Below are 15,871 nucleotides of genomic sequence, written 5' to 3' on the forward strand. Positions count from 1 at the left end.
GCCGGAGCGGTGAGGGAAAAGGGGTCAGCGGGACAGCCAGAACACTCGCAGCGCGCTGTTGAAGTCCGTGCCGGTGTACGTCGACAGCGTTCCGCCGGAGTCCTGGCGGGCCTGGAGCTCGACGTAGTCCGTGGTGCCGTTCATGACGAAGAAGTCGATCGCGGTGGCGCACCACCAGGAGGCGCCCGAGCCGCCGGCGACGGCCGCGCCGATGGACGTGGAGCCGTTCATGGTCAGGCGGGCGGCGCGCTGGGTCGTCGCCGAGCCGGCGAAAGCGGCGGTGCCGATCACGCAGTAGGTGCCCGCGACGGTCGGCGTGTAGCGGCTGTTGTTGGTGACGTTACTGTGCCCGCCGTCGGAGTCCAGGGTCGAGGTATCGATCGCGACGGAGATCCAGGTGGCGTTGGCGGCGGACTGTGAGGACGCCTGGTAGCCGCGGAAGACCGGCACGGCCAGCGCAAAATTATTGAGATCGCGCACCTGGGCGTTGAACAGGGCGGACGTGTTGAAGTTGCCGGGAACCTCGGTGGGAGGCGACGGTACGGTGCGGGCCATCGGCCCTCCCCTCAGTAGGCGAACGCTGTCGCATCGAACGCGGAGGCCGCGTCCCAGGTGGTCGGGTCCGTGATCCCCGCTGGCAACACCTCGTTGATCAGGTCCCCAGCCGTGTGGCTCTTGGTTGTCGGCGCGGTGAGGGTGAGGACCGCGCTGGTCCAGCCCGTTGAAGTCGCGCCGACCGCCGAGATCGTGATGGTCTCCTGGTTGGCCGTGTTCTGGCCCAAGACGATCTGCGTCCCCGCGGGCAGCTGCGCAGCCAGGGGGTTGGTGTTGTCCTGGCTGTTGTTGACCGTGATCGACGAGACGCCCGAGGCGACCGTGGTCTTCAGCGTCGTATGCCAGGCCGAGAAGATCGCATACGGGGTGAGGTCAACGGGCGAGCACTGGAGCGTGCAGAACGCCTCGGCTTGGTCGTCCATGTCCCACTGGATCGCCTCGACGAAGCACTCGATCTGAATAGGCGACGCAGGGCTGGGCGGACGGCGCATCACCCGGACCCGGGTGCCGAGTTCCAGGCTGAGCAGCACCGGCCACAGGGCCGGATTGGCCGACGGATGGAACTTGATCGAGCTGACGCGGATCGCAGGCTGCTTGTACCGGGAGAGCAGGTAGTTAGCAGCGTCCTGGCATTCCGCGGCTGACGACGAGTTGATGGTGCGGGTCAGCGTGCGCGGGAAGTACGCGGTGATCGAAGCCGAGTCCTGCGCGACGAACTGCTGGTTGGGGGTCTGCTGCGTGATCGTGACCCGGTTCGCCAGGTGGGTGGAGTCATAGTCCAGCTGACAGTCTTCATAGGGCCACTCGCCGAGGTCGGTCCGCTCCCCGAAGATGTACATCGGGGTGAGCGAGTTGTAGCGGGCGCCCCGGGAGCGGAAGTTGACGCGTCCGTCGGTGCCGATGAAGTGGCTGCCGTTCTCGGTGTCGACGACGCCCTGGAGCGCGCTGAGGCCGTCCTGTCCGCCAAATTCGGCCGGGCCCATCGAGGTGGTGAGTCCGGTCTGGAGGTTCGACAGAGCCGTCCATCCCGCATAGCCGAGAATGCGCTTGTACCGGGTGTCCGACGATTCCCCGGCGAAAGCGTTTTTCCACGCGTTGTAAAGGTTGGTGATGCCGACAGCACCGCCGCCTGCGATGCCGTTCCAGTCGGCGAACTCGGCGGCGAAGGCGAGGTCACCCTGGTAGTTGGCTGTGGTGCCGCCCCCGTTGGTGGCATCGACGTATCCACCGAGACTGTCGCTGATCAGTCCTGTCGGCGTGTACGTCGAAGGGATAGATCCGTAGAACGCGGCGAGCGCTCCATCCTGGGAGATCACCACCTGCTGAGTCGTTGTGTTGTAGCCAAAGATCAGAAAATGCCAGTTCCCGTCGGCGCAGTTGGTTGCACCGCCTGCCACATAGGTGCCCCCCGCCCCAGTGGGCCCCCGAAGATCCATGCTCGGATGCCCCGAGGTATCCAGATAGACAGCGATCAGAGATCCCGAAGGCGAGCCGCCGGAGCGCTGGCCATCCATACAGGACCACATGTAAGCACCGCCAGCGATGGCAGGGCCCGTGTAGCAAAAGGCGAGCGTGCGGACCCACAGGGCCGGGTTCGCCGGGCCCGTGATCCCCGACGACGTCAGTTTCAGATAGGTGGCTGGACCCGTAAGGAACTGGCCGGGGTTGGCGTTGGCGATGGCGACAACGGTGCCACCGGACCCGGTGAACACTCCGGTCGCCGGGTTCGTCGCTGTGATCTGGGTGCCGAACGTGAGGGACCCCGCCCCGTATTTGGACACAGCGACCTGCGCCTGCGGATAGTTGCCCGTGGCGTCGCTGGCCCCATTACTGTTCTGCGGGTCGTCCAACTTGAAAAGGAAACGCGGCGAATGGCTGTTGATTTCCTGGGTGAGCGGGTCCGACAACTGGACCTGTGACAGCAGGGACATGGCATCGACGCAGACAGGTGACGTCGTGCCGTAGGTGCCGTTGTGGGTCCACTGGGCGGGCCAGCGCTCCGTGAACCCCTCGAACATCGGATACCAGACCCCCGGCTGGACCCACGCCGAGGCGGTGGAGCCCCTCTCCAGCTGCCAGCCGTCGACCTGCACCGAGCACGTTGCAGCCGCGGTCGCCGCGACCATCACGCCGACGTCCATGCCCATCGCCCCCGCGGGGGCTGTCGCTGTCACGATGATCTGCGTCCATGCTGCGGTCGGCGAGCCGGTGAGGGTGACCGTCGAGCCGTAGGTGAAGCTGCTCGCCGGGGTGGCGTTGGGTGACAGGAACCAGCCGATCCCTGCCTTCACCTGGAGCGACGTGGCTGCGGTGACGTTCCGGACCCGCATCTGCATCGTGTACGTCTGGCCGGGCAGTGCGGCGGTCTGCGGGGTGCGGCAGATTTTCGCCGGGGCGGTGGTGCCCGACGGAATGCTGGCCTGGAGGACGTTGGCGCCCTGCCAGGCCGTCGCCGAGGCGGTGACGATGGCGCTGCCGCTGCTGTCGGTGTCGCTGAAAATGTCGGCGTTGAATGCGCTGGCGCCGACGGCGTAGCCGCCGAGGTCCCCGCCCGTCGCCTGGATCTGCGACAGGAGGTTGATGGACGGCGGCCACATGGCGCGCTTGCGGTAGGACTGGTAGGGCGCGATGTGCCCGTAGAACGGGCCGCCCGTGTTCGCCGGGTCGAGGCTGCCGTCCTTGTTGGCGAGCACTGTCTGGTACTCGCCTGAGCGGACCTGGTCGAGCTCGTACTGGCGGCCCCGCTGGATCGAGGAGCGTCCCCGCGTGGACGGAGTGACCTCGGTGTAGCGGTCCCACGGGGCGCCGGAGGAGCCGTTCCAGTACGAGCCCCAGCCCTCCTCGACGATGGGCCAGTTCGGATTGATCGCCACAGGTCGCCTCCCGTCACCGGTGGTAGGGCTGCCAGGTCTGGGAGTTGCGGGCGCCGAGCTGGAGCATCTGCCGCTGCATCACGTCGCGCAGGTCGCGCTCGGCGAGGATCGAGCCCTGCGGCGAGATGGTGACGTAGTTGTTGTTGACGACGGTGCCGCCCCCGCTACCCGCCAGAGCCAGGGCGGACCCGGACGTGCCGCCGGCCAGGGCAAGTTGGGGGTTGCCGAAACCGCGGGTTGTCGCTGTGGCCAAGTCGCGGGACGCGCCGACGGCAGCCGGGGCCCCCTGCTGGAGGCCCTGGACAAGTCCGGCGACGATGTTGACGCCGTGGCTCATGAACACCCGCGACGGCGAGAAGATCGACAGAACGGACTTGAACGCCCCGGACACGCTTGATCCAATGTTGGAGATGTAGGAGAACAGGGTGCTGGCGGCGGACTCGACGCCGTGGATCAGGCCCCAGATCAGGTCGGAGCCTGCGCTCCACAGCAGCGAGCCGAGGCTGCCGAGGGCCGACAAAACGCGGCCTGGAATTCCGTTGGCCCAGTTCATCAGGGTGAGCACGACGTTGATCGCCGCGTGCCAGGCCTGGCTGAATGCGCTGGTGGCCCAGTTCCACAGGCTTGATCCGAGGGACGACAGGGCGTTGAGGATCTTGCCGGGGAGTTCAATCACCCAGGTGACGTAGGCGGTCGCGACGGTCACGGCTGCGCTTTTCGCCCGGTTCCATGCCTCGGTCGCCCACGTCCACAGCTGCTTTCCCAAGGACGCCAGCGCGGACAGGATCTTGCCGGGCAGTCCGGCGATCCAGGTGACCAGACTGACCACAGTGTCGATCACTGCGTGGTAGGCCGTGGAGAACGCGTCGGAGATCTGCCGCCAGTACTTGGTGATCAGCAGGACGGCTATGCCGATCGGCCCGGTCAGGATCGCCAGCAGCAGCGGCCAGTGGGCCTTGATGAAATCGACGACCCAGCCGACGGCCGTGGCGATCCCGTGGAAGACCGGCTCGAACACGTTGTGCCACAGCCACATCGCGACCGTGGCGACCGCCCGGAATGCGGCCTGCACGATCTCGCGGAAGGTCTTTGAGTGGTTGTAGGCGTAGATCAGCACGGCGACCAGGGCCGCGATCGCGATGACGATCAGCGTGACCGGGTTGGCGTCCATCGCCGCGTTCAGCAGCCACTGGGCTAGCGCAGCCGCCTTCTCGGCGATGGACGTCGCAATCAACGCCACCTTCTCCGCCGTCCAGGCCACCGCCGCCCGCACGCTGGCAGCCACGGCCGTAGCCGTGGACTTCGCGTATTCGAGCGATGCCAAGGCCGCTGTCTTCATCGCGCCGCCCACGGCCTTGACGCCCTTGACGGTGCCCGACCATGCCGCCTCACCGGCCGCCTTCGTCGCGGTGGCCGCCTTCGAGCCGAAATCCGCCACGGCCTTACCCGCCGTCTGCGCCCCGGACTTCACGCCGTCCCAGGCGTACATGCCCTTGAGGCGCACCGTGTCGAGCGCCGAGACAGCTGCGGTACGCATCCCCGACGCCCCGGACTTGATCCCGTCCCAGGCATACATGCCCTTCAGGCGAAGGGTGTCGAAGGCGCTGCCCGCGCCCGACGTGATGCCACTCCAGGGAATCTTGCCTATGACGGTGCTGATGCCGCTCACGGCCTTGACCAGCGGGCTCAGCGCCCCGGCGATGAACTTGACGACGGCACCGGTCAGGACCACGCCGATCGCGACGGCGAGACCTTCGGTGATGGTCTTGTGCTTGGTGAAGAAGCCGATCACCGACGAGACAATGGGGATCAGCTTGGTGCCGATGGTGATGCCCGCGACCTCGACGCGCTCCTTGAGCTGCCCCATCTGCACGTTGAACGTTTTCTGGGTCTTGTCCCAGCCCTCGATGTTCTTGCCCGCGCCCTGCCCGGCCTTGCCGACCGCAGCGACGTTGTTCTTGAAGTCGCCCATGTTCTCGCCGCCGAGCATGAGGGCGGTGTTGAGGCCAGTGGCGCCGCCCATCATCTTCTTCATGGCGTCGTTGTAGGTCTGCTCAGCCGGGCCGCCCGACTTGAGCTGCGTGTTGAAGCCCTTGCTCTTGTTCTCCAGGGTCGCGAACTGGTTGGCGAGGTTGGCCTGGTCGACCGGCAGGGCCTTGATCTGCTTCTTCCACTCGGTGACGCTGAGGCTTCCGCTCGCATATGACTGTGCGAGCTTCTGCAGCGAGGGCGGCATCTGCGAGATCATCGCGGTGGCGTCCGCCGCGGCCTGCTTCGACGTGTTGAAGGCGTTGAGCAAAACCGTTCCGGCCGGGCCCATGTGTTGAAGAACGGCCTGCTGGAGCATCTGGATCGTGCCGGTCAGGCCGCGCTGCCCCAGGTGGGTGGAGACGTCGACACTGGACAGGCCCAGGCGCTGCATCTCCTGCACGGCCACGTTATTGGGGGCTTGCAGCGACCGGATGGAGAAGGCGAGTTCCTGGGTCGCTTCGCGGGCGCTGGTGCCGTGGTTGGTGAGGGTGGCGATGGCGCCGCCGACCTGGTCGAAGCCGAGGTGGGCGGAGGATGCGATCGGCAGGACCGTCGACAGCGAGCTGGAGAACTCGCTGAAGGTCATCTTGCCGTGTCCGACCGCCGCGACCATCTGGTTGGTGATCTGGACGGCGGCCGAGGCGGGCAGGTGGTAGCTCTTGAGCGCCGAGGTGACCGCGTTGGAAACCTCGGCCAGAGGCGCCTGCTCGGCTCGCGCGCCCTGTGCGGCAGCGGAGAGAACCTTCAAGCCGTCGGCGCCATGGAATCCGGCCGACTCCACCATGTACATGCCGTCAGCCAGCGACTTGGTGGACGTCCCGGTCTGCACCGCGATGTCCTTGACGCCCTGGGAGACCTTGCCGAGGTTCGCCTGCGACTCGCCGGCCGTCGTCACCAACTTCTGCATGGACGCCTGAAAATCACCAGCCATCTTGACGCTGACAACTGCGACGCCGACGCCGACCGCGGCAGTCTCGGCACCAACTTTCGACATGGCCGCCGAGACGCCGCCCATCTTGGCGGTGAACGACTCGCCCTCGGTCGCGGCCGTGCGCATACCCGAGGCGAACGGCGCGGTTTCTGCCCGCAGAATCACGAACAGGTCGGCGACCTCGGTCACGGCGCCCCCCTTTTGGATGGTCGGGTGGCGCCGGGGCCGTCGGTCAGGCGACGCGTGTCCAGCCGGCTCCGTAGGCCTCGGTGTAGATGGTGGCGGCGGCGATCTTTACCGCGAAGTGGAAGGCCGGAGCGAGGAAGGGATAGACGGCCCCGTTACGCAACCCGGTCTCCAGATAGAGGCCGTACTTGTTGGCCGGGGTCGGGCGGCGCCCGTAGGGCGGCGTGAAACCAACTCCGGTGCCGACTTTGGTCTCCCAGCCGGTGCCGACCTGCACGATGGGGCTATGGGTGATTGACCGGCGGAGTGTGCCGGAGATGATGGCGGGCCCCGAGCCCGGCCGCGCGGGGGTGCGCGTGCCGTATGCGTGCCGCCCCGACGATGCATTGATCTTTGCTTGCTTCTCGACGGCAGCAGCGAGCGGCTCCAGGGCGATACGGCCCCGAATCCGGCCCTCTTCCGACAGCTTCGCGAAGATCGCTGTGAATTCTCCCGGCTTCAGTTCCGGCATGGTTCACCCCATTCGCTGCGCCCGGTCGGCCTGGCGCTGCATGCGGTCGTTCTCTGCCTGCTCACGCTCGGCCAGTGCGTTGAGGAAGTCCAACGTGTATCGGCGCACGTACATAGGGGTGGCCTGGAGCTCGTCCCAGGACCATTTCATGCGTTTCATGAGGATGAAGTCGCCCCATTCGGCGGGAGCCCCGTCGGAACCCCAAGTGCCTTCGATCATCGACTCGACAGGCAGCAGGACGTCCTCGAAGTACTCCGAGCCGGGGCCTACGAAGGGTCGGCGACCTTCGCGAGCTCCTCACCGATGCGGTTGATGATGGCCATGGGCAGGCGGGCCACATTCTCCGCGGTGATGTCCGTCATCAGTGTCTGATCTACGGTTTCGAGGGCATCCAGCTGCTCCGCAAGGGCCTCGGGGTCGGCGTCGAGATCGATGGTGACCGCGGCGGCCGGTGCGCTTGCGTCGTACACGCGCCACGCGACGATCAGGTTGGCCATGACCTTGTACATGGCCTCGTTGGCTGCCTGCGGATCGAGCGGGTTGCCTTGGGCGTCGACCGCGATGTCCTGTGGGGTGAGTTCGGACGGGGGCAGCAGCTTCGGGTTGCGGATCAGGACGCTGACCCGGTCGCCGAGCTTCGGGAAGGCCAACAGGATGACGCGGCTGGTGTATCCGGCGGACATGGTTCTCCTTGCGGGTGAGGGCGTTGAGGGCGTGGTCCCTGGCCAGGCGCGACGCCCTCACGCGCGGCCCGACCAGGGAGTTGATCTCTAGTACGAGGTGGTCTGGTAGTTCTTCAGCACCGCCTGGACGGCACCGCCGTCGGTCGTGTTGTAGATCCCAGAGAGGCTGAAGTCGCCCTGCACGTAGGCCGATCCGAAGTCTCGCTTGCCCTTGTACCAGCCCGACTTGGACATGGTCAGGGACAGGGACTGGCCGCCGCGGGCCACCGGCTGCGCGAGCGCCGCCGTGGCCGCGGTCTGCGTGTAGTTGAGGTACAGGTTCATGTCGAGCTGGTTCTCGAAAATGCACTTGTAGGTGCCGTCGACCTCGATCGGCCCGGCGAACACCTCGCGCGGCGTCTGCGTACCATCACTGCTGGCGATGGCTTCGGTGGCGCGCTTGACGGTCGCGTCGAACGACAGGCCGCGCGTCGAGCTGGCCCCGCCGTTGGTCATGGTCCAGGACCAGCCGAGCAGCGGGTCATAGGTGCTGAACGTCTCCGACTGGGTGGTCTGCACGACGGACGGGAACGACACGTACTTCAGCGACGCAGTGACCACACCCTTCGGGTCAATCTTCAACTGGAGGTCGGAGAGGCGGCAGTACGAGCACGACAGTGTCTGCGTCGTGTCGTAGATCGTCAGCGAGTACGTCGGCAGCGGGGTCGTGGACTGCTTGAACGTGTGCGTGGTCTGCGACACCACGGTCACCGCCGAGTTGTGTCCCTGCGTCAGGCCCGTCGCCGGGACCGTGATCGGGATCGTGTACGGGCCTGAACCCGTCGGCGTCCCGGTGGTGGCGTACTCCACCTTGGTACCGGTATCGATCGCGATGATCGACCCAACGGGAATCGTCGCCGCCGTCGAAATCGACGTCGCCCCGGCAATCGTCGACGACGACAGCGTCGTGGACACCCCCGGCGTCACGACGTCCGGGCCGATGATCCCCGCCAGGAAGTGGCCCATCAGATCGGGATAGGCCATGACGTCCAACTGCCACTCGGCGTGAACGACGCCCTGGTACATGCCCTGCAGCACCGTGTCATTGCCGCGGACGGACTCGTCCTTCAGCTCGGTGAACATGTCCTCGAAGTCGCCCTTGGTGAAAGGGATTCCGACCGTGGGAGCCAGCCACGTGCCCGGGGTGACCTCCCTGGAGAGGCCGACAGTAGCGAGACGACTGATCTGGGTCACGGCTGCGGCTCCTCACCGACGGGCGCCGACTCGGCGGGCGCGGCCTTCTTGCTGCGGGTGGTCTTGGGGGCATCCGCCTCGCCGGGCGGCGCGTCCTCGACGGGTTCGAAACCGGCGATCGGGTGGGGCCAGTCGACGGTGTCGCCGGGCTGGACGGTCGCCGGGATGTCCGGCACGTCCACCGCGGCCTCGTGGGTACTGCGCTGAAGCACGGGGGCCTCCGGGCATGCGAAAGACCCCCGCGACAGCAGGGGCCAGAACGGGGTGAAGGTCAGCCGGTGATCTCGGTGTCGTCGGCGAAGTAGGTGATTTCGGCGTGGAATTCGGCGAAGCCGAGCGTCTGCTCGGGGTCGGTGAACCGCACCGTCACGTACTCGGGGTTCTCGGCCACGGACAGGAACCGACCGCCGTGGGACTTGTCGCCGACAAAGCCGCCGATGCGGGTCAGCAGCAGGTCGACGGCTGTATCGAAGGCCCGCTGATCGTCCTCGGCACGGCCCTGGCCGCTACTCAGCGGCCAGACCAGCTTGAGGGCGAACTCGTAGGTGGGCATCCTTCGGACGTGCGCGAACCGTTTCTCGTGGATCTGACGCCTGAGGACGAACACGTTCGAGGAGCGCTTGCCGGGGGTTCTCGGCTGGTACGCCTGGATGTTGCCCCACGGGCCGCCCACACTGGCCAACAGCGCCGGCAGGCCGTCGCCGGACGCGTTCAGCCAGGCGACCTCGCGGTCCACCGCGTCAGCAGTCGACACGCCTCACCTCCTGCGGCGTCGTGTGCGGATGCGGGTGGACTTCTTTACGTGGTGGCGGCCGAAGTGCGTGCCCCGGTGGTGTCGCAGCCCGAACCGAGTCGTGCGGTTGTGGTGGTGGCGGAGCCCGAAATGAGTGGCCATGCGGCTGACGCGCTTCCGTCCGCTACGGGTGCGGTGCGCTGTGGTGGTCCTGTGCCCGGCCACCCGTGGATGCGTCGTCCCGGGACGTCGCCCGGCCGTCGGGTGATGCCGCCCTTTCAGCCGGGACGAGATCTTCGCCCGTGTCGCCGCGGACACCGCGTGCCCTTTGTGGTGGCGGCCCTTGAGCTTGGCGGAGATCTTCGCCCGGGTGGTTGCCGAGAGGCGGTGTCCCTTGTGGCGGGGGTGTTTGCCCCTGAGGGCGCGGGCGATCTTGGCGCGTGCCGCTGCCGAGATCTTGTGGCCCTTGTGGGGGTGTTTCTTGCCCTTCATGCGGGCCGAGAGTTTCGCCCGGGTTGCGGCCGACACCACCCGCTTGCGGCGGGCCACGGTCAGCGCCGGGTGTACGGGGCGAGCATCTCCAGCGCGTCCGACCTGAGCGCGTCCGGGTCATGCCCGGAGCGTCCGTCGACGGGGTCGAGCTGCTTCACCGCCATCGACGCGGCCATGTACTGGCACGCCTGCACGAGGTCGGCGGGCACCGTGCTGTAGCCGCCCGAATAGACCACCTGAATTGTGGTGCCCGGCGGGACGAACGTGCCCAAGGCGAAACGCACATGCCCGGTGTCAGGCTCGTACTGGATCGCCGAGACGGACACGGACTGCTGCCCGGAGAATGACCTGAACAGGCTGATTGAGGAGATGCTGCCCGTCCACAACTCCGGGTAGCGGGGCGGGTGCTCGCGGACCCAGAAATGCCGGGTCAGCAGCGTCGAGCCGAGCGACTGGGCGCGGGAGAAGCCGAGTTGCGACGTCGGATCGAGGGGGACGTAGGCGTCCATCGCATCCTCAATGTCCATCGCGTCCGCGCGCTGCGTCTCCACCACCCCCGTAAACGGCGCCAGGCGCCGGTCGCATGCCGACTCGCAGGCGCGCGTGGCCTGGAGCATCAAGTTCGACTGGGCCGTGGTCGAGTAGCCGGACACCAGGTTCGCGAACGGGCCTTCAGTGAAGGACGCCACTGACGCAAGAGGGGTCGGATTGTCGACAGCCAAGCCCGCTCACCCCCTTCTTCCGTAGGCGGACGGGCGGTTGCTGCTACTCGGAGTTCTCGGACTGCGCCGTCTTGCGGGGGCGCCCACGTTTCGTCCGGGCCGGCGCCTCGACGACCTCGGCATCGGCCTCCGCCGCAGCCGTCTCACCGTCGTCGGCGGGTGCCTCGATCACCTCAGCAGGTGCCTCGGCGGCGGCCCCGTCCTGCTTGCCGCCGCTGGCGGCCGGCGCTTCGGCTTCGACGAAACCTGCGTCGGGGATGGCCATGAGATCGAGACCGAGGTCGTCAGGGACCTCCACCACGTCCTGATCCGTGTTCCACACCAGATCACCGGGGGCCGTGCCCGGCACCAGCCGGGTCTTGCGAAGCCACATCTGCCTGCCCTCCTGTCGTCTTCGCTGTCTTCTTCACGGATTTCAGCAGCTTCTTGAGGAGCTTCTTCTCCGTCTTGTCCAGCTGCTTGGGGTCCTGGATGGCTTCCCAGCGGCGGAAGAAGTCCTCCTCGAAGGAGACGTGCGCTGGGCACACCATGTAGCCCTTGACGATCGTCTGCGCCGGAACCTGGTCGCCGTGGAACAAGTCCACGACACACAGACCGGGCGGGGGCGGCATGTCCGCCACAGGAGACCTCCAGGAATGGCGAGAGGCCCGCGCGCGGCGCGGGCCTCTCGGGGGGGGGCGAACCGTCGACCGGCCCTTACAGGGCTGCGGCCACTCGCGAGAGCCTCCCGACGTACTTAGGCGCCCGGACAGCGAGCGTCGAGTCCGTCAATACAGCGAACGGGAGCGAGTCGGGGCTGGTGACGGTAGGCGCCAGCGGCAGGATCTGCATGTCGCGCACGTAGGGGCGGACCAGGAAGTTCGGGTCCCTCGGCACGAGGTAGATGTCCTCCTGTGCGGCGTTGCCCGAGGAGCGGGGCAGCGCACCGGTGTTGGTGCCCTGGTAGCCGGTCGCGCCGGTGTTGCCGGAACTGTTGGTGAGCAGGTTCGACCCGATGTCGATGATCGAGGTGACCGCAGTGCCGGTCGTGTCGAATGCGTCGACGGTACCGAGGAGGGACTCGGTGCCGGTCGACGTGGACCGGTAGACCTTGTACAGGATCGGGGAGGCGCCGTCCGGCAGGCCGGTCGGCGTGGAGAAGCTCAGGGTCACGGTGGAGGTGGTGCCGGTGGTGACCTGGGAGACCTCAGTGGACGCACCGATCTCACCGAACCGCGCCACGACAGCGGAGACCTTGTAGTAGTAGGTCGCCGCCGCGAGGCTGCCGCCGGTGGTGGCGGTCGCCGTGGCGACGGTGCTCATGGTGTTGGTGCGCGGCGACAGGAACGACGACCTGATGATGGGGATGTCGCGGTACGTCGGCACGTTCAGGCCGCCGCCGAGCGCGGTGGTGGGTGCGGTGAATCGCTGCTGGGCGACGAACGCCTGCGACACGGCCGAGGCCATGCGCGGCGACATGACGAGCATGAAGTTCGAGCCGGGCAACATCGCGGCGTTGGTGTCCACCAGGTCGATGAGCTGGTCGAGGTAGTGCAGCGAAAAGCTGCTGTTGACGTCGATGGCGTTGACGTAGTTGTTGGAGCCGGCGCCCGCCGTCCAGTTGCTGACGAGGTAGTCCAGGCCGGAGCAGATCGGGTACTGGCCGTTCGCGGTGGCGCCGTCGCTGCCCCAGATGAACGAGTTCTCCAGGGTGTACAGCATTGACGTGACGGTGCCGTCGAGTTCGATCTGCCGGAGGTCACCTACGACGTCCCTCGTGACCGCCTGGGCGAAGCCGGTCACGGCGCCGACGGCCTGGAACAAGCGGATGTTGAACACGGCCTGCTCGTAGGTGCTGTTGCCGATCGGGCGGGCGCCGCCGTCGACGACACCACCGGAGTCCGGGCGGGACACGCGGCGGTTGAAGAAGTACTGCGTGCTGTTCCAGGCGCGGGTGGGGATCACCGCGAGGAGCGGCGAGTACCGGCGCTGGTATTCCAGGAGCAGTGGGTCGATGCTCTTGGGGATAAGCGGACTTACGGCACCTGCCGTAGTGATGGCTTCTTCCAGCTCAGTGGGCATGGAAGCGCCTCCTTTTCATGCGAAAGCCCCGCACCGTGGTGGCCGGGCGGGGCTGGAAGTGACGGGGGATGCGAAAGGCCCCACCGGGGGTGAGGCCTTGGAGGAGGTGCTGCTGCCTACTGGGCGGCGTTCTGGGGGGCTGCGGGGATGCCGATGGCGCCGAGGAGGATGCTCGCCCGGTCCTCGAACAGGTCGGCTGCGGTGTCGGGGGCCTTGTCGTTCTCGTGGACGCGGTAGCCCTGGCGCGCGGGGAGGCCGTTCTCGCGGAGGAGGGTCTCGCGCAGTTCGTCGCGCTGCTGGGTGAGCGCTTCGGTGAGCTTGGCGTCGAAGGAGGCCTGGAGATCGGCGACGGTCTCTGCGAGGGCGGCCTTGCGTGCCTTCTTCGACTCCTTGGCCTCCTTGGCGGGCTTCGCCTCGGCGGTCTCCTTGGCTTCGGTCTGCGGCTGTGCGGGGGCCTTCTCGCCGACGGCGGCGAGGACCGGGGCCATGGCTTCCTTGAGGCTGTTGCCGAAGATCGCGCCGAGAGCTGCGAGGTCGGCGTCGGTGAGAGACCGGGCGGGGGCTGCCTCGGCCTGGGTGGATTCCTTGGTGGGCTCGCCCATGGCGGCCTCCTCCTCGGTGTTGGTGGTGGCCGCGCCCTGGGCGGGCGGGGCGGTCTCTGCGGGGGCGTCGGTCGCGGGGCGATCGGCCGGGAAGGGCCGGTATGACCCCGCTCCCTTCGCCTCCTGGCGCAGGAGGATGCGTAGGACGGCCTCATCGAGGCCATCCAGGTCCGAGGGCCTCGGGCGCATCTGATTCGACACGAGGTTCTGCAGAGCGCTATCTGTGAGGGCGCCTTCTCCGGCCTGGATGCGTACCTCGTTGACGGTTTGGAAGCCAGCCGGGGCGGATTCCATGCTGTCGTCCGCGCTCACGCCTTCGTCGCCGCTGTCGCCGTCGGTGTCGGCGTGGGGGGCGCCGTCGATGTCGATGTCGGCGTCCATGTCGGGGTCCATCGCCTGGAGGGCGTCGACGGCGGCGGTCATGGCGGCGGCGGTGATGACGCGGAGTTCGGCGGGGTCGATGCCGCAGGCGCGCATGGTGAGGGAGATCGGGCCGTTGTAGGCGTCGATGCAGAATCCTGCGCCGCCGCCGGGTCCGTCGGGGTAGTACTCGCGGATCTCCCCGAGCCGGGTACTGGCGGTCTCCTTCATGCTGCCGTCCTTGTTCCAGGTGTCGGGGATCATGCCGGTGAGGCCGAGGGCCTTGGCGCGGGCGATGATGTGGGCGCGGATCCGGTCGTGGTCGGCGCCGCCCCGGCCAACTGCCTTGATGGCCTTGCGGAGATCCGACTTGGACTTGATGGGGTACGACGGATCGCCCTGGGCGTTGGTCATCGCCTGGCCCTTGTCGGCCATGTCGCGCTTCTGCTTCGCCGAGTACGCCTCGTTCGCGACGATCGTGCGGGCGGCTGCCGCGATCTGCTGCCCCCAGGTCGGGTCAACCCGTTCCTGGTTCCAGGTGAGCGCAAGCTCTCCGACCGGGCCGTCTGCGGTGATGCGGTGGAACTCGTGCGGGCCCGCAGGCGGCGCCTCTTCGGTGATGGGCTCGACGGTGGCTTCGATGCTTTCGCTGATCGGCGTGCGCCCGGCCATCGACTCGGCCGGTGCACGACCATCCAGGTACGAGGCTGCGGCCACCGACGCGCCAGGCACACCGGGGGTCGCCGTGAAGTCCAGCGCGTCGATCTCCAGGTCGTCTCCGGTGGTGACGCTCTCGCCGTCGTGCTTGACCTGCTTGACCGGGCCGAGCCAGTAACCGTGGATAGACACGGACTTGAGAGCGGGTTCCTTGCCGGTGATGAGGGCCGCGATGTCGCGCCCGGCCGCCGTGTCGTAGAGGTCGGCGCGGTAGCGGGCCGCGCCGTCTTCGCCGACCTTGACGTCGGTGAGGCGGCCGACGATGCGGGTGCTGTCATCCCCGGCCTCGTGGTGCGAACGCATGACGATGGGCAGACCGTCGGGGTCGGCGATCCGCTCGGACATCCGCGCAGCCGCCTTGGCGATCAACTCGGCTGAGTACAGGCGTCGGTTACGGGACACGCCGGGGGTGAGCATCGTGCCCGAGATGGTGGCGATCCGCTTGTCCACTAGGCCCTCCCCTTGCGCGTGGTGATGGTCGGCCTCGGTTGGCGGCGGGTTCCGGCGACGAGGCGCAGGATCGCGGCCCGCACGCGCGGGTTGGTGTCGATCGCTTCGAGGAGCCGTTCAGTGAACTCGGCCTCGTCGGCTGCGGCTTCAACGTCGGCGAGCGTCACGGCCTTGCGGGTAGCGCGCTTCTTGGGCGGGATCTCGTACACGTTGATCACCGCCCGACCACCGACGCCGAGAACGTGATCGCCGTTGGGCTCCCTGTGCTGCTCCACCCGAAGCGAGCCGTGCCCGTGAGCACCGCGGTGACGACGCCGGTAGCGGCCGGGAACGGGCCGATCTGCACGCTGGTCACCCCGGCGCTGGTCAGGGATCCGCTCGTCCACACCCGGTACCAGACGCCGTCGGAGCCGAGCCGGTCCGCGAAGAAGGTGACAGCTGGGCTGCTGCCGCCGGTGAAGCCCACGAGGGTGATGTCGACTGCGAGCGCGGACACGGCCGCGGTCGAGAAGGACACCCCGGCGTTGCTCACCGCCTGAGCGCCAGACAGGTAGGTGATGAACGTCGTGGTCGTCGTGGACGTGGTCACCGGCACGCTCGTGCCGCCCACCACGCCCTGGATCGACGTGACGCTGGACGCCGGACTGCCCGCCGTACCGGAGGCGGAGCCGATCACGTTGCCGTTGTTGTCGACCGGCGTGAACACCGGATTTGTAGGCATCAGATCCTCC

16 protein-coding genes are annotated in these 15,871 nt (G+C 67.5%); all 16 read right to left on the bottom strand.

Going from position 1 to position 15,871, the window contains the following annotated elements:
• Nucleotides 1-24: 24 nt before the first annotated feature.
• Nucleotides 25-555, bottom strand: a complete 531-nt coding sequence (locus tag DT019_RS02800; protein ID WP_114034935.1) for a hypothetical protein — start codon at nt 553-555, stop codon at nt 25-27.
• An 11-nt stretch (nt 556-566) separates the two neighbouring features.
• Complete coding sequence (locus DT019_RS02805; protein ID WP_114034936.1) at nt 567-3,428, bottom strand: hypothetical protein; 2,862 nt, start codon at nt 3,426-3,428, stop codon at nt 567-569.
• A 13-nt stretch (nt 3,429-3,441) separates the two neighbouring features.
• Nucleotides 3,442-6,579, bottom strand: coding sequence for a phage tail tape measure protein (locus DT019_RS02810; RefSeq protein WP_114034937.1), 3,138 nt, complete (start codon nt 6,577-6,579; stop codon nt 3,442-3,444).
• Nucleotides 6,580-6,622: 43 nt separating this feature from the next.
• Complete coding sequence (locus DT019_RS02815; protein WP_114034938.1) at nt 6,623-7,087, bottom strand: hypothetical protein; 465 nt, start codon at nt 7,085-7,087, stop codon at nt 6,623-6,625.
• 3 nt (nt 7,088-7,090) lie between these two features.
• Nucleotides 7,091-7,306 (bottom strand): hypothetical protein, encoded by a 216-nt coding sequence (locus DT019_RS02820; protein WP_114034939.1) that lies wholly within the window; start codon nt 7,304-7,306, stop codon nt 7,091-7,093.
• A 47-nt stretch (nt 7,307-7,353) separates the two neighbouring features.
• A complete protein-coding gene (locus tag DT019_RS02825; protein ID WP_114034940.1) occupies nt 7,354-7,770 on the bottom strand; it encodes a hypothetical protein in 417 nt (138 codons plus the stop codon).
• 87 nt (nt 7,771-7,857) lie between these two features.
• Nucleotides 7,858-9,003, bottom strand: coding sequence for a phage tail tube protein (locus DT019_RS02830; RefSeq protein WP_114034941.1), 1,146 nt, complete (start codon nt 9,001-9,003; stop codon nt 7,858-7,860).
• Nucleotides 9,000-9,215 carry a hypothetical protein gene (locus DT019_RS02835; protein WP_114034942.1) on the bottom strand — a complete coding sequence of 72 codons (216 nt, stop codon included), beginning with the start codon at nt 9,213-9,215 and terminating at the stop codon, nt 9,000-9,002. The genes DT019_RS02830 and DT019_RS02835 overlap by 4 nt, the downstream gene beginning before the upstream one ends.
• A gap of 59 nt (nt 9,216-9,274) precedes the next feature.
• Nucleotides 9,275-9,757: a hypothetical protein gene (locus DT019_RS02840; RefSeq protein WP_147267254.1), complete on the bottom strand. Its 483-nt coding sequence runs from the start codon at nt 9,755-9,757 to the stop codon at nt 9,275-9,277.
• 530 nt (nt 9,758-10,287) lie between these two features.
• Nucleotides 10,288-10,950 (bottom strand): hypothetical protein, encoded by a 663-nt coding sequence (locus tag DT019_RS02850; protein WP_147267256.1) that lies wholly within the window; start codon nt 10,948-10,950, stop codon nt 10,288-10,290.
• 43 nt (nt 10,951-10,993) lie between these two features.
• Entirely contained in the window at nt 10,994-11,323 is a 330-nt protein-coding gene (locus tag DT019_RS02855; protein WP_189389049.1) for a hypothetical protein, read from the bottom strand.
• On the bottom strand, nt 11,277-11,534 hold the full coding sequence (locus DT019_RS02860; RefSeq protein WP_147267257.1) for a hypothetical protein: 258 nt from the start codon (nt 11,532-11,534) through the stop codon (nt 11,277-11,279). The genes DT019_RS02855 and DT019_RS02860 overlap by 47 nt, the downstream gene beginning before the upstream one ends.
• Before the next feature lie 112 nt (nt 11,535-11,646).
• Nucleotides 11,647-13,011: a hypothetical protein gene (locus DT019_RS02865; protein ID WP_114034948.1), complete on the bottom strand. Its 1,365-nt coding sequence runs from the start codon at nt 13,009-13,011 to the stop codon at nt 11,647-11,649.
• Between the two features lie 116 nt (nt 13,012-13,127).
• Nucleotides 13,128-15,140, bottom strand: a complete 2,013-nt coding sequence (locus DT019_RS02870; protein WP_114034949.1) for a hypothetical protein — start codon at nt 15,138-15,140, stop codon at nt 13,128-13,130.
• A complete protein-coding gene (locus tag DT019_RS02875) occupies nt 15,140-15,358 on the bottom strand; it encodes a hypothetical protein (protein WP_114034950.1) in 219 nt (72 codons plus the stop codon). Before DT019_RS02875 ends, DT019_RS02870 begins: the two co-directional genes overlap by 1 nt.
• Nucleotides 15,355-15,861 carry a hypothetical protein gene (locus tag DT019_RS02880; protein ID WP_147267258.1) on the bottom strand — a complete coding sequence of 169 codons (507 nt, stop codon included), beginning with the start codon at nt 15,859-15,861 and terminating at the stop codon, nt 15,355-15,357. Before DT019_RS02880 ends, DT019_RS02875 begins: the two co-directional genes overlap by 4 nt.
• Nucleotides 15,862-15,871: the final 10 nt, after the last annotated feature.

It is taken from the genome of Streptomyces sp. SDr-06 (assembly GCF_003324565.1).
Classification (GTDB): domain Bacteria; phylum Actinomycetota; class Actinomycetes; order Streptomycetales; family Streptomycetaceae; genus Streptomyces.